The organism is Glaciecola sp. SC05, from assembly GCF_041380235.1.
Taxonomy (GTDB): Bacteria; Pseudomonadota; Gammaproteobacteria; order Enterobacterales; family Alteromonadaceae; genus Glaciecola.
On the sequence record NZ_JBGIYY010000024.1, the window covers coordinates 33,700 to 60,371 of the forward strand.

The window sequence follows — 26,672 nt, forward strand, 5'->3', positions numbered from 1 at the left end:
TATAACTTTCGGTTCGATTTAATTGTTGAGCACAGGCCTTTTGAGTTAGCCTTTCTGATTAATATTTACTGTTAAGTGATAATTCCTTTTAAAAAAGCCCTTACAATGGAAGAACTTCCTTTTCCATCAACATATATAATATTTTTAGTAATATCTTTAACCGCATAATATGCTTGGTGAGCAGCGCTTTTATTGCAAAAAATGAAGTAGTCTGAGGTCTTGGCAAGATTTGTTAATTTATCAGTCGCTACTTTGTCATGATTTAAGATAAATTCTACACCTTCAAACTGACTTCTCAATATTTCAGCGGCTCTTATTCCTGCTTTCTCTGTCAGCGTTGAAATTGCAACTTTGATTCCTTTCAATTCTCTTTTACCCGCTAGTTCCTTATGTGAATTAGTTGGCTCTAAGCCTTTTAGTATCTGTGTATCAGCGGAAAGTCTTTTCTCAAGCCACAATAATACAGATATCTGATCAATATCGATGTCTACCCAGTTTCGTTCTGCAAAACCTCGAACTTTTGGCCAAATCTCAAACGTTAACTTATTTTCATCCTTGATTGAAAAGTCGTGCAGTCGCTCTAGGAATTCGACGATATGAGGAAGTGATCGGATGCTTAATTCAGCCTCTATTCCAAGCTCAAATCCACATAAGGCCTCGTTATATTCATCAGAAGAATGAGGAACCTCAAGTAATTTAAAGATCAATTCTTTTAATAGCAGGATAGTACCTGATGAAGTTTGGTCATCAATTGAAATTATTTCAATAAGTGATAACCAAAATGCAGCGTTTGTTTTTTTATTTTTATTTTGAATCCATTCCATAAGGGTTGGGGTGATATCCCTTATTTTTTCTGCATTACTACTTTTCTTTATGTTCTCGGTAATATGCTTAATGTCAAATCCAGACTCATCACTCTCTAGCAGCACATCTGTGCTGATTTCTGTGTGGCTACTAAACCAGGCATCCCATGTAACTTGAGCAGATATTTCTTCTTGTTTACTATCATCAGTGATTTGTTCCACTGGTCCAGCATCAAAAATGAAGTCTTCCAATTGATTCCATTTTTGTCTTAGAGGACCAATGGACTTTACTTGCTTTGTCACTTTTGCAGGTAATTCGTTTAGCCAATCTACAATCTCAGGGATCTCAAGAGATGGAGCATTATTGCTATATTTAAGCAACTTTGTTGCTGCTTCGAGAGTTTTGTCATTTTTTATTAAAGTTTTTAATTCGGAGGAGAAGCCTTCCCTTACTTCCATCTCGATGCGAGAAGCTTTTATCTGCTGATATGTAACATCAAACCATTCTTTATCGATAAAGTCAGGAAGATTGCTACTTAGATTCTTTGAGCCCAGTACGAGATTGAAAATTATCCAAGACTTCCATTGAGGTTCAAACGATTGATTCTTTGGCAGCGAAGCTTTATTTATTAACAAAGGTGCGTATGGGTCTAATTTCGTAAGTAAATTTTCAAAATTAAAATCAGACAGATTTCCCAAATCCAATTCACAGCTTTTAGCAAGTGCCTCTATGATTACCAGGTAAATTTTGCTTGGTATAATACCATTGACATAATCAGAAAAAGAGGGGTGTTGAAATACTTTTTCCCACTCCTCTTTGGCAGCAAATGTTTGTAATTCAATACCCACGAAATTACGATGGCTTAATCCCTGAGCGCTCCTCAACTCTTCTTTATACTCATCGATTAAATAGTGTTCTTTCTGGTCCAGGGATATGAAAAAGTCTCGGAGAATCCTACCTACAGGTCTCTTCGACTTAATATTGAAGACAGGGCGGTGCTCAAATCTCTTTTGAACTTGACCAAGCGTTGTAACGACGTAGTTTATACTTGATTGGTTTTTTGCGTTGTTATTGGAAAAATTAAACTCAAACTTGAGTATTCCATCTATAAAATTATCAATAGCTTCTTCTTCAAAATTCAGTTCCGGTGAATTTATGACTCGGGTTGCTGACGTATGCGATGTACCTAAAGCAAAATGAAGACTATTTTTTAATTCCAACAAATCTTTTTTCGAGTGCGCAAATCCATAGAAGTAGAGTTTGCTATTCGAGTAAGAAGCTAAGAAAAAAGGATAGTGTGTGTTTAAGTTGTCTGTCGCCTTTAAAAACAATGGCGAAATAGAGTTTAATATTCCGTGTGTATTAGGTTTATCAAATGAGATCTCATTCTCGGCACTAAAGAAAGAATAAAACCATTGAGGGTAGTTAGAGGAATTCATAGTCATCCTCATCATCAACTGGAGGCTCTTCTACAACTGATTTTCCGTGGCTTGAATTGTTGTTTGAGGCGTATGTAAAAATATAATCATTTTTAAACTCGATCCTCATGTTTGATATTTCATTTCGGTCGGACGTGAGTGATATTAATTCATCATTTAAATTTGCACCGCTATATGTGAAATTCATCGACCCTTTTAAAAAGCATGTTTGAGTTAAGAAGCCTTTTTTATGCAAATTGTCGGTTTCTAAAATTTGAAAGTCACTAATCGCTTTTAAATTTGTTTTAAGTCTAAAGACAGATTTCTCGTTAATCTTATCCTTTTTAACAACGACGTTGAGTTTACAGCCTCGTTCAGCGCTATATTCTAATAAATCCAAAAATGTAACGACCTTGGGCCCCCATTCTGGATTCAAAAAGTTCCAATTGCCCGAGCGATTGTCTAAAACATCAAAATCTGTGAGCCAAGCCGTAACCAACCAAATTTCTTCTGGCGCAACTATTAGGCCCGCAAACGTACTACTTAGTACCTCTCTAAGTTGGCGTTTTCCGAGAGGTGTCTTTGTTACGATATCGCGTGTTTTTGAAACAATCATTGAATAGTTTCCGCCATCTCTACAAAAATAGATATATAGTTTTCTTGTCGTTTGATTTTAGAAACTCTCATATGAAAAAGTAAACCGTGGTAGTCGATGGTTTTAAGGTTTGTTTGGCAAAGAATTTGATTTATATCTGCAACTTTATCCATATGCAGACGAAGTTCAGCTTTTCCTTGAGTCGATGACGACAATATGGTGGAAATATCATCCAACCAAGATTCTGTATATTCAACATGCTCAACTTTATTAGAAACCATTTGATAAATAATTTTACGTTCAAAGAGTTGTTTATTGGCCGCAAACCTATTATAAAACTGCAATGAAGAGTTTCTTACTATATTTCCACGAGGCCAAAGTTGACCAATGACTAGGTTTTTATTTCTATTGATTTCAACAGGATCGTCAGAGTCTCTAGCTAGTATGTAGGCTATCGATACGAGCGGAACTTCGAATGCTACTCTTTTTTCTAACTCTTCCCATTCATCTAACCATTTCAAAGACTTAAGATCGTCGGCTTCTCGACTACCTGCTTTAAGAATTCTAGTGTGTAGAATACTGTTGAAACTATGAGTTTGTGTGATACCTAGTTGGGAAATAGATTCTCTTAAGGACTTCAGAGATTTTAGGCGTGAATTAAACTTGGCAGATTCTCTAAATTCTCTTACCTTAGCCTTTAAATCATAACTGCTTGATAGTTGTTTCAACAATTGGTGAATATCATAATTAACTTGCTCATATTCACTCATTTCAAAACAATGAGTCAGATGATTTAGAACATTCAATGGATCTGCGATGAAGATTTCCTCTAATCTGTCAATTATTCCTACACCGCCGGCCTCACTTTCCGTTAGCCAAATAGTTAACTCGTCGTTGTCCCATTTACTATCTACGTTTATATCACCTTCTGCGACGTCAGGTAAAAGGGTGTTAACCAAGCTTGATATTCCACCTGAGAGCGTCGATGAGAGAACCTCTGATGCCCAGGAATAGAAGGAATCACCTTTCATGTCAGAATAGAGAGGCTCAAGTAGATGTTTAATTTTTTCTAGGTTTTCAGTAAAACTTAAAAATTCATATATTTCTGTTTGGAGAGCTTGTTCTTCCGACGCGTCCTCATCAATTTGTTTGAGTTGAAATAATTCTACTGGAGCCTGCAAAACTATCTCCATGCTCTCGTCACAATGAATATTCGACACTACTTCTTTTATCGATTGACGATTACTCTTTGCAATAAGAAGTATTGAACTCAAGATGCATTCAAATATCCAAGAACCGATAAATTCGTTCTTAAATAAAGGTGAATGTTTGAAGCCCCATTCTGTATAGGTAAGTCGAAGACTGTCAGCAACATTTTTATCTTGCAAGATAGTAAGAAGATTTTCCTTAGGAATATTAAAACCCCATTTAATACCATCTACATAAAGTATTGTTCCTATGCCAACATCTTTTCCATTATCCTTCCAAGAAAATTTAACTTTTGAACTAGCGCCAGTCTTAAAGTTTATAACGGCATTTGAGCCTTTAGTGTATCGAGTTAATTCAATCGGAGAGGTCTGGTCATGCTTGAAAAAAGTAACGTCGCGAAGAATCCCATTCCATTCTGAACTGGTTGGAGTTTGATGAGTAACTCCGCTATTTATAGTTGCAAAGTCAGAAAACCAAAGTAAAAAGGCATTCGATGTTTCAGTTATTGAGGGGTTCAAAACCCGAGACGTTAGAATTTCAGAAGGTTTAAAAACTTCAATATAAGAACCGTTTTCATCAAGAATTGATTTTAAGTGAAGACGATCTTCCCCAAATGCTTCAACTACCTCAAAATCAACAACAGTTTCGACGTCGGGAGCAATTTCGAAGTTGTTTGGAGCCAGCCAATCGCTTTCAAACCGATTGTTCAAAGCATATCTTTTCGAAATCCTTCCTGGAGCGTATTCTTTTAACCCCTGAAAGAAACCAAGACTTTCCCATTCTTCAGTTCGATTGTCCTGAGGACCTCTTAAGGTTCGAATTCCTAAGGTAGGTAGAACTAACTCACTAAATAATGTAGCAGGAAAGAATTCAGGAAAAGGTGACCCTTGCTTGCTTATTGAATTCCATTCCTGCCCATTTGAAGCCCAGTTGGTCGAAAGTTTCTGATGCAGGCTAGGAATAAAGTCCATCAACAGTGATCTTGGCCCTTGCCAACATATTCGCTCAACCGTATCTAGACTGACTTTTAGTGATGAAGACAAGTAGTTTTTCAACTCTTTTATTGCACTCTCACTTTCAATTAATTTGCTAACTTCATTCCTCAATTTTATAAAAAGCTGATTATCTTGCTTTCCTTCAGGATTTTTAAGACTCCACCAGATATTGCCTTTTCCAACCTTATTGCTCAACCAATCAAGTGTGGCCTGGCAAGCTTGCATTTTTTGAATGTGACTGTTCTTTATAGGTAACTTGCTAGGTTTTATCTCTGGATCTATAAGGCTTTCATAGCGCTGAAATGCAACCCTGTCTCTACCGTAGTCAGATAAAACAGTAACCATCCAAGGGCGCATACCTCTTGACCTTCCTGCTCTTCCTTTTCTTTGAACATAGGAAGCCATTCCACGGGGGGCTTTATGTTGTATCACTGCACCAACACTTGCATCGTTAAAACCAACTTCTAGCGAGGCAGTAGCAATTATAACATTGGCGTTAGTATCGACCCCGGTATCCTGACTCGATGTTCTCGACACGATAGCTCTGTCATGTTCATCCATTCTGTGCCCAATAGATTCAGCTGACGACCAGTCTTGCCCTAGCTGACGAAGAATGTTTTTTTGTTGGCTGAATTCGGGATGAGAACTACTCCTTAGAAATGCGAGTGGTGGTTTGCTTGGGCTAAGATTACCAAATCCGTGATCCCATCCTTCCGCATCGGCGATCATCTCGAAGAGCCTATTATTTACGTCTAGATCGTCGGTAAATACGAAAGACTTTGTTCCGTAAGTTCCCTCAGAAACTACATTGTTTTCATTATCCAACATCCTTCTTAATAGCATTATTGCTTGTATTGAAGTTGACAACAAAGCAGTTTGCGAGACTGGATCACCCCTCAGTGCAAGCATATATTCTGCACCTTCTTCTATCATTTCGGAGGGGGTCGGTTCAATTTGCTCTACTAAATTTTCATGAATACCAACAAAAGATGCGAAGAATTTCGATGCATTGCTAAGTGTGGCCGACAAGCCAACAAAGTGTGGTCGTGCATTCGTTTTTTGCACCCACCGCCTTAATAGGTAAGCAGTTTGTGCGCCGGTGGACCCCTCATATGTATGGACTTCGTCTAGCAGCACTAGAGGAATTGATTGGCCATACCGAGCACCGAAAAGATGATTGTAGTTAGAATTACCAAGGTGTTGGTTCAACATCTCTGTTGTAGTGAATAAGATATCAGGCGGTGTTGACTGTCTAGTAATTGAAAGTTCTGTAGGATCAATGCTGCGATTACATCGTTTGCAATCAAGGGTCTCTTCCTTTCTTTCGTAATTCTCTTTTCGCCATACGAGTTGACCACCGCATTTACAATTTAGAATGTCATAAATCGCACCACCTTTAGCCATCTCATTCTTCAAATAGTCCGCATTAAAAGTATCGCCAAACAACGTTCCAATTCGAATTTTTCGTGAGCCATTATTTTGCAAAAAGTTGTCAAGCTTTCTCACTTGTTGATATGTTTCTCTAAATTGATCCTTTAACAGTTCTTTTCGCGGGTAAATAGCTAATATTCTCACTCTGCAAGAAGAGTCTGATATCAAATTTTCCGCAAGGTTCGAGATTGCGGGCATATAAAACGAAAGAGTTTTACCGCTACCAGTACCAGAACAGACGATCGTTCCAGAGGACATATTGCGAGTCTTATTTAATAAGGCACTCAATATTCTTTCTGTTGCTCTGACCTGGAATCCTGATAACTTAAACTCCTTATTATCACCCAAAATTTGGTGTAACGTTTCTTTTTGACTATCGCCTAATTGAACTCTTTGGCTTATCTCATTTATAACAAAATGAGATTCAAGCTCTCTTTTTGGATAAAATCTAGGGCGTCGAACAAATCTAAAGTCAGAAACAAGAGTCTTTGTGTTTTGAATTTTTTGTTTATGAAACCATTGACGAAGCTTCTTACTTAGATTTACCGTTTCTGCCATGCGACTACGATAAAAGGTCTCTCCAATAGTAGATGGAACAGGTACAATCAAGGCTCGCTTTCGTAACTCATGAAATAAAGCGACAGAAGCATTTGAAGACACATTATTAAATAGGTTTATTAATTCAGATTCGGTGTGCTGAACGTTTGTATCGCCCCATGCAAGGAGTTTATATTCCTTCTCCTCAATTGCATCTAAGCATTTTTGTATTTCTTGTTTATCTATCATGTTTGAAAAAGCGCTCCTATTTGCGCTCTATCTTAAAGTTTTTTAAGTAGTTGTGTTCAGTCATCCACTTCAAAACCTCTGGAGTTAGATGCTCAAGCGTTGCAGTTTCGTACCTGCTATCTACAGATTTAAAAAATCTTTCTACCTCTTTTGGAAAGTCAGAAAGATCAAAATTGGCCTTAATATCAGCTAATTCATTCGCCAGGCGCTGAATATCTTGAGCCAGTTCTTGGGTTTTCTCCCGCTCTTTAAGCTTATTTTTAAATGAGGAGGACTTAGAGTGAAACTCGTTGTAATTTACTAATTGACTAGGGTTGTATTTTTGTTTTTCTAAAAATTCATCTTCTATTTTAATTTCTGCATCTATTATTGCTAACCACTTGTTCCAGTGTTCGCTGTTGTTGTCTGAAAGAGTACTAATTAGTGAACTTAACATATCTCTCGCATCAGTATATGACTCTTGCTGCTGAACTTTATACTCAAGTGCTTCCCAGTCTTTACGAAACGTTTCGAATTTAGAAATAACTAACTCTAATTTTGATGAAAGCTCTTCTTTAAACGATAACATTCCGACATAAGCATTGTAGTCACTATTATTGTCGAAAATCTCGCTGTGTGACGGTGAGTTTTCGTATCGGCGATTTATAAAGCTAATAGCATTTAAAAATTGCAACTGTGAACTTAAAGTTGAGGATAACTTTTTTAGTTCTCGAACAATGATGTTAGTGCTTTCGATAATTATCTCATGTTTTTGATCGTCTCTAATTCTATTTAGTTGTCTTTTGAAGTTGCTGACCTGAACTGAAAGGTTACTCATGACTCCTCACCTTTGAACTTTTTAAGTTCGCTGAATGCATGTTCGATTTTTATATTGCTTTGTAGGACAGCGGTATTTAACTCTTCTATGTGCTGCTCATCAATCGAACTTAATCGTTGTTTTATAGTTGGACTTATCGCCTTTATAAAATCTGACCACTGGGTAAGCACATTGTAAATATTGTCAATCATTGAACCATCGATATTAGACAATACCTCCATTTCCCTCCTGTCTTCACTTGTTGATTGCAATTGTATAATGTCTTTCAACTGTGCCCATTTTAGATTCTCTTTTAGCTTGGTGATATGCTGCTTCGTCGTTTTGAAAGTAAGCAAATTCTGAGGATACAAACCTAGTTTTTCAGACACCTTATATGAGTCTAAGATATCATCGAGAATACCATTTAGTTCTTCTATACTTTCTGTTTCGCTTAAGTATTCCTTGATTGTTGAAAGAATAGGCTTCAGTTCTTTCATCGCAGTATCTTTTAGTCTTCGAAGATTACTCGGTAGTAGATTGTTTTCTTTTTTCTTCGCTTGTTTTAAGGCAATGTCAAAGTTATCTCGATCTATTGCAACGTTACTTATGGACAGAAGATCTTTCCACACACTTTGGTTTGCATTCCACTCTTCAAGTAGTGCAGTTCTATATTCTCTGAAGCTTTCATTCAAGGGTTCTCCGCTTGCGGTTTCAATGTGAACACTTTTCATTAAAAAAGTATCGAGAATATCCTTTTTAACTTTTAAGCCAAGCCCTTCCTGCAAGGCGGTATGTTTTGCAACTGCTTCTACTAAATAATTTTTTTGTACAGTTTTGACGATTTTTCTTATTTGGGATGAAACCCAATTGGATTCAAAGTTTTTATAATATGTATAATCTTCAAATCCTTGTTGGTACTTCCATCCACTCTTCTGGTCATCTACTGAGTTATTAAGTCTATATCTAAGGATTGATAGAGCAGTTCGTTGTAACATTGCGGAATTCTCGTTTCCGCCAAAAAAAGCATCTTCGGTACAAAATTCAATAATGTTTGTTTTTTCGTTTGTATTCGAACCGGGAATATAAATTAAGTATCGCGAGCCAGATTTAAGCGTAGATTCGAATACATCGTTTTTAGTATTACCTTTTCCAAAAATTTTGCTGTTCTTAAATCCAAACCAATCAGTCGGTGAATGCTCTTTTATCATTTCATACAACTGTGTCCTGAAGTGATTTGCATATTTTTGCGACAATTTTGTTTCGTTATTAAACCAAGCAGATAATTCAGCTTCTAAGTCGTCTTGTTTATTTTCAAATGGTGTTGGCGTATTACCCTTTCTTTTAGGTGAATCAGGTTTAGGGTTAGGTTCAATATTTATATTTGTTCCAAAGCGTTCTGCGAAGTCTTCTAAGTTAAAGGCTTGTGCAATTTCTTTAGGAGTTGAAGAGGAAAGTTCGCCCACAGACCTCACATCAGACCAAATCATAGCAAGCTTTGTTGCTTGTTCCGGAGAATTTAATGCAAGTTGATTTATACCATCGATTAAGGAAGGCCGTCTTTCCTTTAACTCTACATTTAAGGGAAATTTACCATTTAGAAAGTCTTCTCGATGATCCCTTAATATATTAAGTAAAATGTCATTTAGTATATCCCTAGGATTAAACACTATTTCATTTGTATTATCTCGACAGTACCAAGATGAAAGCCTGATTATTGATTGTCTGTTGTATGGAAATAGCGGAATACCAATAGAAGATTGACCAAAGGCTTCAAGTTGATTCGCTTCTACTTCATCAAGCTGGGTATTCCAAATGGCTACAGTGTCTGATTGCAAATTGTCTTGCACTATATTTTTTAATTCAGCATTCCCATGCCTTGCTGCGTTTAAATATCTACTGCAGAAGTCTACAATTCTGTTTTGTATACTTTCTTGAGTACCATTATTATTACGTATCTGCCACTCAAATCTTGCCCGTGTTCTGATAGTTGCTTGACGCTTGGTGTAACCAGAGTAACCGCTTGTGACAGCAAGTACAGACTTCAGAGTACATAGTTCATCTTGTGCCTCTTCAAGTAAGCAGTCTATTAATACATCTTCAATCGCTGATACAGCAGCAAGGTCTTCGACTAAGATTACTAGAGTTCTACCCAAAGATTTTAAATGCCTTCTAATTTCCTTGAAAAGGTCTTGAAAATTACCATTGTTAAACTGAAACAATTGTTGGAAAGTTGTTTGCGTTGCTTTGATAATTCCATCATTTATTACTTGGAGCGCTTTAATTCTCTTATCTGCGACAGTGTCCAATTGAAGCGATTTAATGGCTTTTCTACTAGTGATAGATAGGTCGTCAATACTAAAGCTATTGATGATTTTTTCGAATTCTGCGATAGATAGTTCAAACTCCTTAGACTCTAACTCTTTTTCAGAAACTCCTTTTATCCACCTAGTAGCAATTTTATAAACATAGCTTTCGGGATGTATTAAGTGCCTTTTAAATTCTACGTCGTCTACCAGTAAAGGAAGCATACCCGCAATGCTTGCTCTTTCCCTCAGCTTATTTAATTGTTCCGGGTCCCCATCTCTTCCAATACTGCGCATAGTATTTTTTGATTCTTCACCTATTTCTTCTATGCGATGTTTTAAGAAAGTAACAAAAAGGTCTGCTACTTCTTTGGCTACTAGGCTGCTTCCTACCTCGTCAATTTTTTTTCTTGCACTTTCAAAAACATCGCCTTCTAAGCCTTTTAGGAGAAGATGAAGGGTTTGCCGAAGACTAGCGTTTTTCGGTATTCGGACAATCTGCCATTTTTGTTCTTTTACGATTTCTTGTGTTTTTAATTTCGCATGTAACCATCTGACTAAATGAGATTTACCTAAGCCCGCATCAGCAACAATTGGAATCGGGCGGTCAATTTGCAAAAAGTGTTTCAGTAAATCGTTTTCTGAAGCGATTTCATCATCAGTACTTGGGCTAAACTTCACTAACTGCATTGGCTCATGAACTGCAAGTAAAGTCTCTTCAGATAACTCTTCTGCTTCTGTTTTTATGCAGGCTAATACGTTGTCTTTTTTAGGCCAGTAATACTCTAGTCCCATTACATATCTCCCAATTTAATGTGACTTATCGGCTCTACTGTATTCCCTGGTAAAACCATATCCATTGCTGATTCGGAGTCAGATTTATTATCTAGTTTTATCGTTCTATCTACTTTTAGTCTATGAAGCGCAATTGAAAGGCTTGCTGAAATTTGGTGACTTTGTTGTTTAGTCCATTCACTTTGTTTTTTTTCTATTAGTTTTTCTACGGTTATTCTATATTCGCCACCATCAACTACAGGTATTTCTTCACTTAACGCGATCAAGAATTCATTTATTGAAAGCCAATCTCTTGCGGTCTCTTTCGAAAGCACTTTCTGAATAAATGGCTTTAAAAGACGCGTTGGGTCAACAGTGAAATGAGATTTATCAAGCCTTTCAAAAAAACCCAAAAATAATCCATAACCGGTCAATACTGGACTGTCTGAGTTGTTTATACTTAAACGAGTTTGATTTTCTGAAACGCTTGGAAAATATTTTGAAGCGATACTACTTATATCTGTTGATTTAAAGGGTTTATTTCCAACAAGCGTATATTGACCGAGCGATAGAAAGAGCGCCATTGAACGAATAAGAGGTTCGATACCATTGCCATCAATAACATCCACTTTTTTATCAAATATACATTCACATAATCGAGTAGGTAGATTTAGCTCTGAAGCATTAGTATCCTTGGCTCGAATTTTGTCGTTACTTCGTTCCCATAACCCTAAATCTGACCAAAAATTCAAAGATTCTCTGAGTTTTTTGTATGGATTCTCCATAAATTTAAAGTCACCATTGTCTTCTTTTGTTTCAGCTCTAAATAGATAATCGGGTCTATACTTATCAAGTATATCTTCAAAAGTTAGATATTCAGGCACCCCTTTTTTTATTCTTCTGATTAATAAACGGTCAATAAAAATAAGTGAAGCAATATGGCTTCCGGGATTGGCGTTGTTGATAACCGACATCGTTATATACCCACTAGTAGTTTGAAGTTATTCAGGGATATTGAATCATGATTGTTTTGATACCAATTTCTGAGGCTTGATGAATTCTCTTTTGCATTCTTATCTGCGACTACAACTGTTAAATGTTCTTGCAGTTTAGGCAGATGCACGATGCTTTTATCTTTATATAAAAAGAGAGAGGGCCAGTCGCTTTGATTATCTGCGTTTGATTCAGAGATCCAAAAGTGTGTAAAACCAGGAGGAAGATTTTCTTGTATTTCTAAAAGGGTGCTTTCATCACTAACAATCCGTGTAATTAACTTTTTTTCAACGAGCGATTTCACTAGCTGTGCCCAATGCCAACTAGTATTGTACGGTTCCGATTTTTCAAAAAATACGGCGCAGACATTATCGATTGAAAGGAGTTTTTCTATATCGTCATTAGCGGTCACTTCGGGCTCAAAATTCTGTATAGTCGGGGCTGTTCCCAATGTTGGTAAAAAGCCAATACAACCAGGACATCCGCGACATGCTCTCTCTGGCCGCTGATTAAAAATTGAGTAATAACTAGCTAAACGCTCGCACAGTGGAATGCCAGAAGATGTAAATAAGTTTCGTAACTCATCGAACCTTTTATGTTGCATATCGAGTTCTTTGCTTCTTGATGCCTTAAGTTCATTCTCCCAAAAAGTCTTGTTGCTAACTCTAGGATCGACTAATTCCACAATTATCTTTTCTTGATAATGTTTCCAATAGTCTGAATCAGCTTGAGTTACAGAACCATCTTCGTTAATTGTAGTTGTTTCAGGGATATCGTAATAAATTCTGATTACACCATTCCTTTGCAAAAATAACAAAGTAGCCCAATTCCAATCTGCATTTGTTGCGGTTTTTTTCGCTAAATTATTTCCAAAGAGACCGACATTTAGTTCGTAAAAACCCTTATCATTAAAAAATGAATGGCGTGGCTCTTGATTTTGTCTCCACATATCTGTCCATCGACTCAACCCTTTTTCTATAGTAATGATTTTGTCACTATTTAAACTTTGAGCGGTATCTAGTTGCTGCTCATGATAAATCAGATGAGCTGTTGCTGCTTTTCCATCTCGCCCGGCCCTGCCAATTTCTTGATAGTACCTATCAATGTTTTCTGGCATTGATACATGCAAAACAGATTTAACATCATCTTTGTCCATCCCTACACCAAAAGCTGATGTTGCAACAATGATGTCGTACTCATCACTCTGCCATCCACTGATCACTTCCATTCTATTTTTGTAAGAAGTTTCGCCTGTGAATAGTGCGATCCTCTTAATTTTCAGACTTTTGAAATACTTAAATATATGATTTGAATCTTCTTTTTTAGTTGTATAGATAATTAAGGGCTTTGGAAATTTCAAAGCTTTTGTGAATATCGTTGAAAAGTGATCTTGTAAACGAACCTTTTCAAATGAGGTTTTGATTTCGGGTCGCAAAAAGTTACCATTAATTATAGTTGGCAAGGAACTTGGTTCACCGTAGATTTTATGTATTTTCTCTATATTGTTTTGTGTAAAGGTGGCCGATAGAAATATTAGATTAAAGGGAGTAGTCGTTACTTTTCGGAGAGAAGAAACTAGCGCTCCGAACTTTTGAAATTCTGGTCTGAAGTTGGCACCCCAAGAGTCTATGAGATGCGCTTCATCTATAATTAAGTCTGACAACTGCCCTTTTTTAGCAAGTATAAACAAGGTATTTAATAAGCTAGTTGTGAGGGCTTCAGGAGATGTGAATAGAACGTTTTGGGTCCCCGCTAGTAGGTCACTCCGTATTTTCTTGCGTTCATTCTCGTCTAAACCACTATGCCAACAGAAACTCTCTTGTGAAGAATTAGGTAATAACTCACTCATTCTCTGAGCCTGCTCTATCGCCAATCCTACAGTAGGCATTAAAACTATCGTGTTGGAAAACTTTCTTTGAAAGAGAACTAACGAGTGGACAATTAGGGTTTTGCCACATCCAGTTGGGAGGTTTACAAAAATAGTTGACCCTTTTTTAGCAGTAAGGCAAGCCCTTACTGCTAGTTGTTGACCTTCTGTTTTGTATGTTGAATACCCGTTTTTTTTTACTTTTTGTTTTAAACATACATCCATGTGCTTTGGTATTGTATTTCTAGTGTTCTTAAAATGATAAACATCTAAGTCTGCTTCTAGCACAGTGCTTTCGAGTAAATATAATTGATTTCCCACTTCTTTTTGAGCAATACCCAAGATCTCAGCAATATTAAGTTCAGATTCATTCAGCTTTCTACAAAAATTAAAAGTCGTGTATTGAAGCCCTACTTGGTTTTGTATCGAAATCATGAAGTCTTTTAAAAGCCACAAAAACTCAATACTTGTAGTTGCTTTATTTTCAACAGATGCAATTAAACGATTGAAGAATAAGTTTTCATCAAAGTCTCTTTGTAGTGGGCGCAGTTCGTTGAGTATATTTTCATACTCATGAACAGAGAAAGGTGTAGTCGCTAGAGAATCCATATATTTCTCATTCCCCAATTAAAGTAACTGATATTGCAGATACTAAAACGACTGACAGTTTGGAAAGGTAGTCTTTATTCTGATTTTCAGTTATTAGTTCTTCAATAACTTCCGCTTCCCTGTCTCCTATGTTTTTTTCAATTAATTCCATCCATTCATTTGCGTCAATGAACTGATCAACTAAAGTCCATACATCTTGTTGACTAGAAACGAGAATCTCAAAATCCTGATAAGAATTATCAGTACCCTTGGGTGACAGTTTGATCGGTTTTTCCAATAAATTTAGTAATGCTGTGTTTTCCACGACATTACCACGAGAATCTATCCATTCACTTTTTATTGTTGGACCAAATATACTATCTAAATTTCTTTGCTCTACTGAAAATGTTGATTCAAGCGAGCATAACCAGTTTAGTTTCACAAATGTCTTAGGTTCTCCAAATTTTATATTAATTTTTCTTATTACCGCACTAGATAAACCCATTGGGGTGGCTAAAGTGAAATTAAATATAGTATCCAAGAATGGTTGCCCAAACCTCAATGGATAAGCACCTGTTTTTGAAGTTGTTTGCCTATCTGGAGTCATCGGCTTAGTTGATGGATTCCTCAGTCCACTATTAAAATCCATACCTAAAATACAATGCTTTAAAAATTCATCAATGTTTAAACGTGTTCTACCCAAAACATATTGGTAAACAAAGGTCGCATCTTCAGTTTTTTTCGCTCCAAATTTTAGACTTTCTTTAATCCATTTCTGAATTTGGTGATGATTTTCTTCTGCAGCAGAGTCGCTCGCTTGCAGATTTGAGGAGAATTCTTTTATTTCGGCGATACCATATTTCATTTCTTGCCAGACTTCTTGGTCAGCTACTTTCTTCTTTTCTTTAGCTATGATTCCATCACCCCCTAGCATGTTTTCTATTTTTTCTAGTTGCTGAAACCCATTAAGAAGCAGGGAAGGCTCTTCTTTTTTAAGAACGTCTTCTAAAACTAGTTGAATACTAGCGGTAGTCTCAGAAAACACCCTAATAGTGTTTTTTAACAAACTCGCCCACCTACTGATAAAGCCTTCTTGAGAAGGAACGAGAATCATGTTTTCTATTGGCTTTATTCCGATGTCAGTAGCACTATATCTGTTCAATCTTCCAATTCGTTGCTCTATCCTTACAAGTGACCTAGGAAGACTGTAGTGAATAGCTAAACGTCTGGGGCCTTGAAGATTTAAACCATCTTCTCCTCTTTCATCGAGAACGAGAATTTTTATTTCGTCGTTTTCAACAAATTTAGGCGTGCTTACAGGATTGTGTCGTTCAACGTCAGATCTTGATTGATTAAGTGTTTGAAAAAAGTTGTCGGCGGTATAAGAGTCACCACAAAACACTGTTATCTTGCCGTTCGGATTTTCTTGCAACCACTCTTCTATGTAATGTTTGGTTGAGTTGTCTTTTGAGAGTTGTTCATTACCGACACAATCAAGAGCAAAGTCTATTATTTCAATAAACCTTTGAAATTCTTTTGTATTTTTGAAGCTTTGAAGCTTATTTGCTAATGAAGCAGGGGAATCTAGCAATGAATCAAGAAGTTCGAGGATGAATTGATTGTCTAGGTGTTCGTTCTCATCAATAACAACTCCTCTGAAGTCGTCCAATTGTTTATCAAGGCTTGGTGTATCTTTTTTGACTTCCCATTCCACAATGTCTATTTTTCCTAAGCCCGGAAACAACTGTTCGATATTGCTATTTTTTGCTCCTCGTCGGTTCCTGATAAATCTTTGAAACAATCGATACTTTTCACCAAAATGACGCTTGATCTTAACAACTAAGCTATTTCTTAAATCGTTGTCCTTTTCTTCATTAAAGAAATCTATTTCTGGCTTTAGTTTCTCCAGTAATTCTATTAGATAGCCATCATCTAGCACTAAGTCTTCAATATCCGTGATTATACCTTCCAAGGTGAAGTCATCAGTTTCAATAGATAAAGCCTCATATATACCCGCAAGTTTTTGTCTTGACTCTACTTTGAAGTCAAATTCTTCTATTCCTTTTGGTGTGAGATGATAGTTTTCTGGGCTAAGGCAGTGAAGCATCGCTAGAAATGGCTTGGCATTCCCTGCTATAGGAGTTCCAGAAAGGATGAGAGTAGTGGATGACATCTGACATAACTTAGATATTTGTTCATAAATATTGGAATCACTAGCCCAAGCATATTTTGCTAAATTGTGACCTTCATCTATGACTACCATTGTAGGCGTTTGAAAATAATCTGGCAGTGCAGAAATTTTAGAAAATGGGGTGATCAATAATTTTTGTTCTTCTTCATCGAGCGCGTCTTCCATCACATCTTCAAGATGAAATTTTGTAGATAACTCGACACCCCATTGTTCTACAAGAGAATCAGGAGCAATAACTAAAACTGCGGAGGCGTCCTTTTTTTCTAGAATATGCTCTCTAATTAAAAAGCCTGCCTCTATCGTTTTTCCTAAGCCTACCTCATCACCTAAGAGATATTTTTGTTCTGGATCGTTGAGAACTTGCATTACTACTGAAAGTTGATGAACTTCCAAATTGACGGCACTACTAGGTATTGAAGAAATAGACCTACATGACCGTCTCTGTTCTATGTATGCTTTAATAAACTCTGTTCTATTCAGGTAGTGTTTTACTGAGGTGGTTGCTCTCGATGAAAGAAAGTCAAGTGCTGAAAAATATTTTCTATTTAGAGTATTGGGAACAAACAAATCCTCAATATCGAATATATCAGATTCTGATTTATCGAAATAAATCAGATGTTTGTTATTTGGTCGTTCTCCGTCATAGAACCCCATCCGCCAATTTTGGTTAGCGCCAAACTTACAAAAGATAACTGTTTTCTCGAAAAGGCTCTGCTTTCCCCTAAGGTCTGAACCTTCTATTTCAATGATTTCATCATACGGATTGTTTGGAGAGGTGAAAAAACCGACCTTTGCTGTTTTATTTTCGACTGAAATCGAAAGTATTTTCCCTATACCCTTAAAGTGCGTTTGGCTTTCTACCAATGAGCCTACAACTAATCTCAATAGATTCTCCTTTTCTAATAGATATTGCTCTTTATTGCTGCTTAAATCTAAGTGAATTCTTCTCACACTAGACTTAAGTATAGACAATCCTCCAGTTTATCGACAATACAATAAAAAGATTTAATCAATAATAGATAGGTTTATTGTTCAGTTGTATTGTAATAGTTAATTGGGTCTTTAATGCGATTCTCTTCGAATGCTTCAAGTCTTTCTACGCAAGAGCCACACGTTCCACAGGCCTCTTTGCGCCCCTTATAACAAGTCCAAGTTTTAGAGTAATCCAAGCCCATTAGAATGCCATCTTTCAAAATTCCAATTTTATCAGTATCGAGATAAGGAGCGTGAACATAAACAGGCTGGAAATTTGCTGTTTTTGAAGCTTGGTCCATTATTTTTACAAATTCAGGTCTGCAATCCGGATATATCATATGGTCACCAGAATGTGCTCCATACCAAACTCCTTCAGCTTTAATATCCACGGCATATCCAATTGCAAGAGATATTAAAATCATGTTTCGGTTCGGGACCACGGTAGACTTCATGTTTTCTTCTTCATAATGCCCATCAGGAACATCTATATCATCTGAAACTAGCGAAGAGCTTGTAAATAAACCTGATATTGTTGTTATGTTCAATATCTTGTGATTAACCCCTAATTCTTCACAGATTAGTTTTGCATAATCCAGCTCTTTACTATGTTTTTGACCATAATCAAACGATAAAGCATACACTTCATAGCCCTCTTTAATGGCTTTGTTTAGTACTGTAAAAGAGTCCATTCCGCCTGAGTATATTACTACTAGTTTTTTCAATTCTTATCTCCAAACTTCATTGCGATATTTGCGGAGCAGGTGATTAGATAGTTTTTGTATATCTCTTGTAATGTTCTGCAATTCATTCCATTTTACCTTATCGTCTGCTCCGAAGTCCCAGTATCCGTTAGTCCATTTACAAAATGGCTTTATCTGTTCTAAGTCTTGTTTGAATTGCTCATACGATACTATTCGCTCACTTTCCGTATCGTAATATCTATCAAAAATAGCATCCATTAAATGACCTAATGCTGTCATACCCGCGCCATGCATGAGCCTTGAATTTTTCGGGTTAACGCCCCAAGCTTCAGGAAAAACTTCACTCACAGCTTTCCAGTAGTTACATAAGAGCACGATCATCTTTTCGATATCCCCTTTACCTGTCACAGGGTCTCTGAAGTTATACAATGCACCTTCTGTAATGCTGGCCTCAATTAGTTTCAAAATAGAATTATCTTTAACTAAGCCTGCAGGATTAGTCGCTGTTTTTACCATTTGATAAAACGGAGAACTTTTGCGCTGATTCAACTCATCCAAAATCGTAGCTGGGAAACGTCTTTTTTGTAGTCCTGCTGCAAGTCTCGTTTCTGTATAGGGTAGTAATTCGTATATCAGTCCTTTAGGTAAGGGTTTTGTAGAGTTTACTAAAATAAATTGTTCTCGTTGTTCTTGATCATCATCTGTAATAAAGGCATTTATCGGCATTTGAAAAGTATCGATGGCAGCTTCTCTCAGCGCTGCTGCTCTTTGCTGACCATCAACAATCAACCCTGGTTTTTCCTCACCTTCCGAAACGATGGGAATCGTCAATTCACCCAGATTTCCATTTTCTGATAATGGAGTAAAAGTTACCGTTTTATTAAAGGCTATTACTAAAGAGTTTGGGATCATTGGGTTATCTGACTCTAGATAACGTTTAATCTCGCCAATATGATTTGATACTTCAGGTCTTTGATAACCTAAGAGTTGATTTTGGTCACGCTTTACTCTTGAGATTGAGGCCACTTTTTGTAAGTCCTTACCTCTTATTGCAAAGCTGAACAAGGCTCTTCCAGGGCCTTGTTCAATTTTAAGTGCTGCTACTTTAATACAGTTCATTTTCGTCCTATTGAATGTTTTTTAGTTCTTGTTTCAGTCTTTCATAAGCGATATACAGGTTATGAAATCCACGTCTTCTATTCCTTGCAGCACCTCGCTTTAAGAGAACGTGAATACCAATATCAGTGCAAATATCACACTTGCAGCCCTTCCAAGGTTGATCAGTTAATACCTTTTCAATAGCCTCTAATCTCGTCTTTGTGGGATTGAACAGCCGTTCGTACCTTAGTAAACAATCTAAAGTTGCTTCTTTAGAAGATATCCCTTTATCAAAATTTATCACTGCATCCATACATTCTCTTTCTAAATCAAATGCCTCATTTTGGTCTATGCTTCCGCTTGCTACTAGTTTTCTCATCGTATTGTTAGCGTCAACTTGGGGCACTCCAATTGATGTATAATTTCCATTTCGAGTATGGTAGTTGTCTTTGTCATCCTTTATGCCCTGCATAAGGGGCGATGTGCTGTCAAAAGATGTAACACCGAATTTAGAAAACTCTGCGATATGATCTAGTCGATTTACTCCTAATAAATGAAATTGGCTTTCAGCCGAACGTATTTCATTGACTTTCTCAAGTACGGACATAATTTCATGGCTTTTTAGAGGGATCATCCCACCAAGCGCGATACGTTTATAACCCATTTTTTGCAGTTTAATAACCGACTCAGTATATGAGTCTGGATTCCAGCCATGGGCTACACCATACGGTGTGAAATTTAGCCCTTTGTTTGACTTCAAAAACTTGTTTGCCAGGTCTAGAGTTATTTCCTGCCTTCTCTCACATTCGATTAATTGCTCCCCCGTTACTTTTTTCTTTGGCGTTTCGAAATCGAAAATTATGTGGTCTAAGGAAATGCCATACGTAAAACCCGAGTTCTCATAGAATTCATTGACTTCATCAATGCTGTAAATTGGTTCATACTCTCGAGCATAACTGAATGCCCCGCAATCTCCCATTGTTTGGTAACTTTTCGGAAGTCTGAAAAAACGATAAATTCCCTCTCTGAAAAAACGCTGTCTTTGTGCAATAGAATAGCGCCCTTTGACACCAGTGATGCCATCTACGATTGCTTTTGATACTAATATTCCATCGTAAACTGGCGTTGTGAAAATTTCATGTGCATATTGGTCATCACGCTGAATTACTCGGTGTTCATTATTTTTTTCTGTTTCAAAATCGAAACTTGGGTCTACAAAATCATGACTATCTGGGAAGAAGAATTTTACGCTTACCACTTTAATGCCCTTCTATTGCGGAGCAGTTTGTAAAACAGACTCAAAAATTTTCTTAAATCTTTTTTGTTCGCAAGCCATCCCTTGGTTTCTAAGTTCTCTCAAGATCGGCGATGCTGTCGGTAAGGCTTGTTTTGTAGATTTTAGAAAGTTATTTATAAATTCTTTAACGTCATCGTCTGTGAGCTTCTTCCTCTTATATTTTAAGGTTGGTCTTCCCTCTTTCAAAAGAATATTATATGCAGTGTTAACTTGCGTTAAAAAATCGATTCCCTTCTGAGCGTGTTCGATAATAAAAGCAGCAACTCTTATATTGAGTGAAACATGACTCCCTCCAACTAATGCAGTAAATTCATCTTTAACCGTTAAAAAAACAGAGTTCAACTCTTGTGGCACTGATTGTCGAGTGGATAAGATAACAGTGTTCTCTTTATTCAAGCGCCCAATTTGAGCTAGATATGTTAATTCAGGCTGAATTACTTTTAAGTATGTCGGAGAAGTTGCAATTATAAATTTATCTTCAGGGTTCGCATTGTAAAGAACTTCAATAGGGTTTTCGTATCCGTTTAGGAAACTGTTAATATCCTTCCACCATTTCTGATTACACGCTGTGGTAGATGAAAAGTTATACAGGTTCGAAACAGAATTCGCATTCTGAGAACTGAATGTTGCGTCATATCGACATATTGGAGTGTTTGACTCTATGAAGCCATATCCGGCTGATATTATATTAACAACAGTTTCTGAATTTATTAGTTCTAGGACACGAGACCAGTGGTCACCTAAATATACATCCTTGGCTTTAAGTTTGGTCGTTTCTTGGTTGAGTCGGTTAGCCCAGTCATGTGCGGCTAGTTCCTCGGTAGAACCGATTTCGGAAACGCTAACGCAACTGTTTAGTGAATTGGTTTTCTTGCTTGTGCAATTCGTTATTAGATGAACTTTCAATGCTTATTTACCTTTATAAATAACACCGCAAGTGCATGTTTCCATTAACTCGATCGCAGATAGCATGGGAAGTAAGGGTTTTAGCTGGACCCAAATCCATTTTGCGATATTTTCTGCGGTAGGGTTCTCTAAACCTTTGATATCATTTAGGTAGTGATGATCCAATTGAGTGTAGATAGGATTAAAAATTCTTTTAATATCCCCGAAATCGATAAACCAACCACTTGTCTCATCGACTTCTCCTTTCATATGGATACGCACTTTGTACGAGTGGCCGTGCAGTCTTCCACATTTATGACCCGACGGTACATTTGGCAATTTGTGTGCCGCTTCAAATGTGAAGTCTTTATAAATTTGAGTTTTCATTAAAATCTATTCTTATTATTCCGCCGCATTCTGTTATTGTAATCAAAATTTACATAGACAGCTAGTGGCAAACAGTACCTATTTTCATAAAAATACTTTTTACGATTATCAAAATATTTAACTAGGCAAGATTATGGAATTAAAGCAAAAACAATTTTTGGTTAAGTTAATACTTACGCTGGAAACTAATCATAACGGTTGTAAGCAAGAGGTTATTAATATGCTTAAAGAGGAGTTAGGACTCTCGGTCGCGCATAATTCTATAAGAGAAATGATCAACACCATCTCGCAAAAGCAAATAAATGAGTTTTTAGAGAATAATAAGCTTCTCTGATTTTGAAGATAAAGCGGCACGTTCAAGAGCGCGCTAGTTACGATAAAAAAGAACGATTGCTAGCACTATTACAACAAATTATCTTCTATCTGCATCTAAAATTTTCTTTTTTTGAAGTATTGTCAACTACAGCACTGGCCCAAAAGCTTAGTGGTAGTTTTGCTAATATATCTATTTCAAATATTCTTGGAATACTCTTACATTCATTAGTTCAAATCTTTCTATAACAAACTGAGCTTAATTTTCTATCAACAATTTTTTCTAAAACAGTTATTGCTCGGCTATGAAGAAGTTTTTTCTTTATTTAAAACGGTTTTTTGATTTTTATATTTGAAAATCTTCCCCTGTAGACTTTTCAAGGTCCCAGCGTTTAGAAAACTTGTTATAAACCCCTAACCAAAGATAACTAAAAGCCACCAACTGCTTATAATCGTCATCTTGCTTGCTAGCTTGTAAGAATTCGATCATAACTAAAGAGTGCCCTTTGTGTTAATCATATTTGATATCTATTAGATCATAACGGCTATCCCGAACTTCTGTATTATTCAGATTTAATTTTTTCCAACAAATCCCCAACCTCACATTCAAACAAATCACAAAGCTTATCAATAGCCTCTAAATCTATTCGCTGAGCAGTTTCTTTATACAACAAAGTCACAGTATTCCTATTCAACCCAGTTTCCCTTGCTACATCCATTATCTTCATTTTTCGTTCGCCCATTAAACGAGCGAGATGACATTTAATCACACGTAAATCCACCTTAAACAAATTAATGTCATTTTAAATGACAAAAAGCTATTGAAAAATGCATTTTGGATGTTATTATGTTATCCAAGATGACAAATTGAGTTCACATATCAAATTCAGTCATTTTAGATTATCACTAAAATAGGATCAGATCGATGAATACGTCACAAACTTATTTAACAACAGAAGAGTTATCCAAACTCATCAAATACGATTCACGCACCATTCGAGAAAGACTGAAAGACTCAGTCCTTCTCGAAGGTATCCACTACATACGGCCATTCGGCGGCCGCAAAATTCTCTACCTATGGGAGCCGATCCAAAAAGACATGAAGTCATATTCCGCAAGTGCTTTTGCAATTCCGATGGCGAATGGAGGCGTAAGCAATGGGGCATATTAGAGCGCGCAAAGAAACTGGCAAATTGTATTTTGATTTTAAGTATCAAAACATTCGTTGCCGTGAGCAAACCAACCTCTTAGACACGGCGCCCAACAGAAAGAAGCTTGAGAAAATGCTAGATCGCATCGAGGCTGAAATTTTATTGAATCAGTTTGATTACCGAGCAACGTTTCCGAGTAGCACAATGCTATCTAAGTTTGAATCAATTCAGAATAAGCGGCGGCAACTTCAAACTGACACCCCATTGTTCAAAGACTTTACTGAACAATGGTTCAGTGAGATGAAGGGGAGTTGGCGGATAAGTTATATAGATTCCATCCGTCACATTCTTGATAAGAGACTTTTACCCACATTTGGTGAGGTTGATGTGTCGCACATCAAAAAAGCTGACCTAATGAGCTTTAGGGCCGAGCTTTCGCAGCAAAAAAAGAAAAATGGAAATCTATTATCGCCCACGCACATTAACCGCCATATGAAAATACTGCGCATGATATTGACTGAAGCCGCCGACCGCTTTGAGTTTTTAACGCCCTTTCGAAATATTAAGCCATTAAAGGTGCCAAAGTCAGACATTGAACCTTTTACTTTTGATGAAGTAAATCTCATTTTGAACATGGTACGCCCCGATTTTAAAGATTACTACATAGTGCGGTTTTTCACTGGGATGCGAACAGGTGAAATCCATGGACTCAAATGGCGATTCGTCGATTTCGAAAAACGACAGATTCTGATCCGAGAATGTTACGTACGCGGTAGAACCGAATATACAAAAACAGACGAGAGCCAACGAGAAATACATATGTCTCAGCCGGTGCTCGATGCCCTAAAAGCGCAATTTAAAGTCACGGGTGAAATTTCTGAATATGTTTTTATTAATTCTGCTGGGTTGCCACTGAACCATAGCAACATGGCCACAAGAGTATGGCATCCACTTCTACGTCATTTGGGTTTAAGAAAGCGTACGGCATATCAAACAAGGCATACCGCTGCCACACTCTGGTTGGCTAGCGGAGAGGCGCCTGAGTGGATTGCTAGGCAAATGGGGCATGCAAACACTGAAATGCTATTTCGTGTTTACTCACGATATGTTCCCAATTTAACCCGACAAGATGGAAGTGCCTTCGAACGTTTGATCAACGAGCAGATGAATAAAGGTGTTAAATGAACACAATCAACAATCTTATCACCGACCAACCTATGCTCCATTCGACTAGCGTTTATGGCTCATTTAAAGGTATTTATTTTCTAAGTTCTCTAGTCGTGAAGTTTGATCGATATGGGCGTCAGTTTGTTTGTATTAAGCTCTCTGATGTTCTGCATTCAATTCATGTGAACTGTTTTTTGCCTCATGCTCTCACAATGCTAGCAGCACCCAATGTGCCGGTTTATGTTGAGATTAAAGTGTCTGAGTTAGATAGTTCTTTGATATACACCTGCACTGCAATTGAGAATGTCCCATTTTCGGATTTTGTGCGATATTCAGGTATGTATGGACTACCTTTGGCAATATTAAATGTTGGGGACATTCAAAAACGATTTTTCAATATCTTAGAGAAGATCTATTCTCAGCACCTAATTGACTTTTTAGCCGCTTCCTTACTGCAACATCATATTTGCTTGAACTATTGCCTTTGTCCGGCCAGTCTGAATTACCACCATAACTATTTGGGAGGATTGATTCAGCATAGTATCGAGGTTGCAGAATCAGTGATATCTGACGAATCTCTCAGCGAGTCAGAAAAGCAGATTGGTATAGTCGCTGCGCTTGTCCACGATATCGGCAAAACCAAGACAATGACGCCGGATTTAAATCGCACCTCAATAGGCTACTTTGTTGATCATGACAATTTGAGCTTAGAGATTTGTGCTAACGCCATGGGTGAGCTTGAAAAACGCAATGAAGCCGATGCCATTCAACTTAGGCATGCACTTACCTGCAACACATCCGGCGCAAGTTCTGGTTATAAAGCAAAAACAAGACTTGCTGTTGCGTTAAAGCTATATGACCGAGACAGTTCGAATCGATATGCAAAGCCCAACTCAATGCGACTTTTGTTAAATAAACAAATTAACGCAACTAATTAAACAAATTATATAAAAACACTAGTAAGCATCAGCGACTCTTTCGCTCACCTATCAACGAGCAAAATCGACCTGCGAGGTAAATATATGGCACGCCACCCTGAAGTCAAAGAAAAAGATATCATTCAAGCGGGAATAGCTTTAGAGGCATCAGGCAAAATCCCTAATCCAGGCGCCATACGTGCCCAATTAGGATTTAAAGGCGGTTTACTGCGCATCAAGACAGTCTGGTCAAAATATACCGATGAAAGAGAGCAATCTTACTTAACAGAAAAGCAGCAACAAATGCAGCTTGAATCTCTGCCATCTGAAATATCTGAGAATATGGGAGTCATCACAAATAAGCTCACAGAAAGCCTGGAACGATTGACTGTCCAAGCTTATCAACTGGCCCAAGAGATGTTCGAAAAGCGCCTAAATGCCGTGCAGCGGGATTTTGAAAACAAGGCTGAGTATTTTGATGGATATGAAAAGGAGATTGACGCTAGTTTGCTTAAGAGTGACCAAGAACTAACGGAGTCAGCCGCAGAAGCCAAGTCATTAGCGGAACAAAACGCAAGCCTAATTGTTGAGAACGCAAATTTAAAAGGTCAGCTACAGGCGTTGCAAAGACAACTAGAAAAGCTCGAAATAAAAATTTCTGAAAAATTTAACCACAATTAAATAAGGACCTTCAATATAAGTGGGCACTCACTTTTCGTCAAAATTCGCTGCGAGGTTTGTAGCGGGATTTTGGAAGTGCGTTAGGGTGGTTGCATTCGTTCACACTTTTTAGACTGATTACACCTACAAACGGGAAGAAAACTTTATGACTACACTCGCCGCTATTGGTTTTGCATCATTCGCTATCATCACTCTTGTCGTGTTGGTATCGGTACTTTTGTATATGGTTTACTTGAACAAAAAGGAGAAAAAAGACGATAAGCGTAATGACAAATAACTCTTAAGAGAAGATTTTAAACGCCACTTTGTATATTTAAACCTAGAGTCGACCTCTGGACAACTAGAGTAGGA

The 26,672-nt window shown here is 37.2% G+C and carries 21 protein-coding genes; 6 read left to right on the forward strand and 15 right to left on the reverse strand.

What is annotated here, in order from left to right:
* Window positions 1–71: 71 nt before the first annotated feature.
* The 13 genes from dpdD to queD form a co-directional block, all read right to left on the reverse strand.
* The gene (dpdD, locus tag AB9H30_RS17755; protein WP_371196073.1) at window positions 72–2,243 is read right to left on the reverse strand and encodes a protein DpdD; all 2,172 of its coding nucleotides are present in this window, start codon (window positions 2,241–2,243) and stop codon (window positions 72–74) included.
* Window positions 2,230–2,838 carry a phospholipase D-like domain-containing protein DpdK gene (dpdK, locus tag AB9H30_RS17760; RefSeq protein ID WP_371196074.1) on the reverse strand — a complete coding sequence of 203 codons (609 nt, stop codon included), beginning with the start codon at window positions 2,836–2,838 and terminating at the stop codon, window positions 2,230–2,232. The genes dpdD and dpdK overlap by 14 nt, the downstream gene beginning before the upstream one ends.
* Window positions 2,835–7,238, reverse strand: a complete 4,404-nt coding sequence (gene dpdJ / locus AB9H30_RS17765; protein ID WP_371196075.1) for a protein DpdJ — start codon at window positions 7,236–7,238, stop codon at window positions 2,835–2,837. Before dpdJ ends, dpdK begins: the two co-directional genes overlap by 4 nt.
* Window positions 7,239–7,254: 16 nt before the next feature.
* Window positions 7,255–8,055, reverse strand: coding sequence for a hypothetical protein (locus tag AB9H30_RS17770; RefSeq protein WP_371196076.1), 801 nt, complete (start codon window positions 8,053–8,055; stop codon window positions 7,255–7,257).
* Window positions 8,052–11,132 (reverse strand): protein DpdH, encoded by a 3,081-nt coding sequence (gene dpdH, locus AB9H30_RS17775; protein ID WP_371196077.1) that lies wholly within the window; start codon window positions 11,130–11,132, stop codon window positions 8,052–8,054. Before dpdH ends, AB9H30_RS17770 begins: the two co-directional genes overlap by 4 nt.
* On the reverse strand, window positions 11,132–12,085 hold the full coding sequence (dpdG, locus tag AB9H30_RS17780) for a protein DpdG (RefSeq protein WP_371196078.1): 954 nt from the start codon (window positions 12,083–12,085) through the stop codon (window positions 11,132–11,134). The genes dpdH and dpdG overlap by 1 nt, the downstream gene beginning before the upstream one ends.
* A gap of 2 nt (window positions 12,086–12,087) precedes the next feature.
* Window positions 12,088–14,580, reverse strand: a complete 2,493-nt coding sequence (gene dpdF, locus AB9H30_RS17785; protein WP_371196079.1) for a protein DpdF — start codon at window positions 14,578–14,580, stop codon at window positions 12,088–12,090.
* 7 nt (window positions 14,581–14,587) lie between these two features.
* On the reverse strand, window positions 14,588–17,635 hold the full coding sequence (dpdE, locus tag AB9H30_RS17790; protein ID WP_371196080.1) for a protein DpdE: 3,048 nt from the start codon (window positions 17,633–17,635) through the stop codon (window positions 14,588–14,590).
* A 140-nt stretch (window positions 17,636–17,775) separates the two neighbouring features.
* The gene (gene queC, locus AB9H30_RS17795; RefSeq protein WP_371196081.1) at window positions 17,776–18,447 is read right to left on the reverse strand and encodes a 7-cyano-7-deazaguanine synthase QueC; all 672 of its coding nucleotides are present in this window, start codon (window positions 18,445–18,447) and stop codon (window positions 17,776–17,778) included.
* Between the two features lie 3 nt (window positions 18,448–18,450).
* Window positions 18,451–19,545, reverse strand: coding sequence for a DGQHR domain-containing protein DpdB (gene dbpB / locus AB9H30_RS17800; RefSeq protein ID WP_371196082.1), 1,095 nt, complete (start codon window positions 19,543–19,545; stop codon window positions 18,451–18,453).
* Window positions 19,546–19,552: 7 nt separating this feature from the next.
* The gene (dpdA, locus tag AB9H30_RS17805; protein WP_371196083.1) at window positions 19,553–20,782 is read right to left on the reverse strand and encodes a tRNA-guanine transglycosylase DpdA; all 1,230 of its coding nucleotides are present in this window, start codon (window positions 20,780–20,782) and stop codon (window positions 19,553–19,555) included.
* A gap of 12 nt (window positions 20,783–20,794) precedes the next feature.
* Window positions 20,795–21,727, reverse strand: coding sequence for a hypothetical protein (locus AB9H30_RS17810; RefSeq protein WP_371196084.1), 933 nt, complete (start codon window positions 21,725–21,727; stop codon window positions 20,795–20,797).
* 3 nt (window positions 21,728–21,730) lie between these two features.
* Complete coding sequence (gene queD / locus AB9H30_RS17815) at window positions 21,731–22,093, reverse strand: 6-carboxytetrahydropterin synthase QueD (protein ID WP_371196085.1); 363 nt, start codon at window positions 22,091–22,093, stop codon at window positions 21,731–21,733.
* 133 nt (window positions 22,094–22,226) lie between these two features.
* Between queD and AB9H30_RS17820 the strand changes: the two genes are divergently transcribed.
* Window positions 22,227–22,427, forward strand: coding sequence for a hypothetical protein (locus tag AB9H30_RS17820; protein ID WP_371196086.1), 201 nt, complete (start codon window positions 22,227–22,229; stop codon window positions 22,425–22,427).
* 324 nt (window positions 22,428–22,751) lie between these two features.
* Here the strand turns inward: AB9H30_RS17820 and AB9H30_RS17825 are convergent, their stop codons facing one another.
* The gene (locus AB9H30_RS17825; RefSeq protein ID WP_371196087.1) at window positions 22,752–22,895 is read right to left on the reverse strand and encodes a hypothetical protein; all 144 of its coding nucleotides are present in this window, start codon (window positions 22,893–22,895) and stop codon (window positions 22,752–22,754) included.
* Between the two features lie 73 nt (window positions 22,896–22,968).
* On the reverse strand, window positions 22,969–23,175 hold the full coding sequence (locus AB9H30_RS17830) for a helix-turn-helix domain-containing protein (protein ID WP_371196088.1): 207 nt from the start codon (window positions 23,173–23,175) through the stop codon (window positions 22,969–22,971).
* A gap of 155 nt (window positions 23,176–23,330) precedes the next feature.
* Between AB9H30_RS17830 and AB9H30_RS17835 the strand changes: the two genes are divergently transcribed.
* The 5 genes from AB9H30_RS17835 to AB9H30_RS17855 all read left to right on the forward strand — a co-directional run bounded on the left by AB9H30_RS17835 (window position 23,331) and on the right by AB9H30_RS17855 (window position 26,598).
* Window positions 23,331–23,576: a hypothetical protein gene (locus AB9H30_RS17835; RefSeq protein ID WP_371196089.1), complete on the forward strand. Its 246-nt coding sequence runs from the start codon at window positions 23,331–23,333 to the stop codon at window positions 23,574–23,576.
* Window positions 23,563–24,741: an Arm DNA-binding domain-containing protein gene (locus tag AB9H30_RS17840; RefSeq protein WP_371196090.1), complete on the forward strand. Its 1,179-nt coding sequence runs from the start codon at window positions 23,563–23,565 to the stop codon at window positions 24,739–24,741. The genes AB9H30_RS17835 and AB9H30_RS17840 overlap by 14 nt, the downstream gene beginning before the upstream one ends.
* On the forward strand, window positions 24,738–25,661 hold the full coding sequence (locus tag AB9H30_RS17845; RefSeq protein WP_371196091.1) for an HDIG domain-containing metalloprotein: 924 nt from the start codon (window positions 24,738–24,740) through the stop codon (window positions 25,659–25,661). Before AB9H30_RS17840 ends, AB9H30_RS17845 begins: the two co-directional genes overlap by 4 nt.
* Before the next feature lie 84 nt (window positions 25,662–25,745).
* Window positions 25,746–26,321 (forward strand): DNA-binding protein, encoded by a 576-nt coding sequence (locus AB9H30_RS17850; RefSeq protein WP_371196092.1) that lies wholly within the window; start codon window positions 25,746–25,748, stop codon window positions 26,319–26,321.
* Window positions 26,322–26,466: 145 nt separating this feature from the next.
* A complete protein-coding gene (locus tag AB9H30_RS17855; protein ID WP_371196093.1) occupies window positions 26,467–26,598 on the forward strand; it encodes a hypothetical protein in 132 nt (43 codons plus the stop codon).
* The last annotated feature ends 74 nt before the right edge of the window (window positions 26,599–26,672 follow it).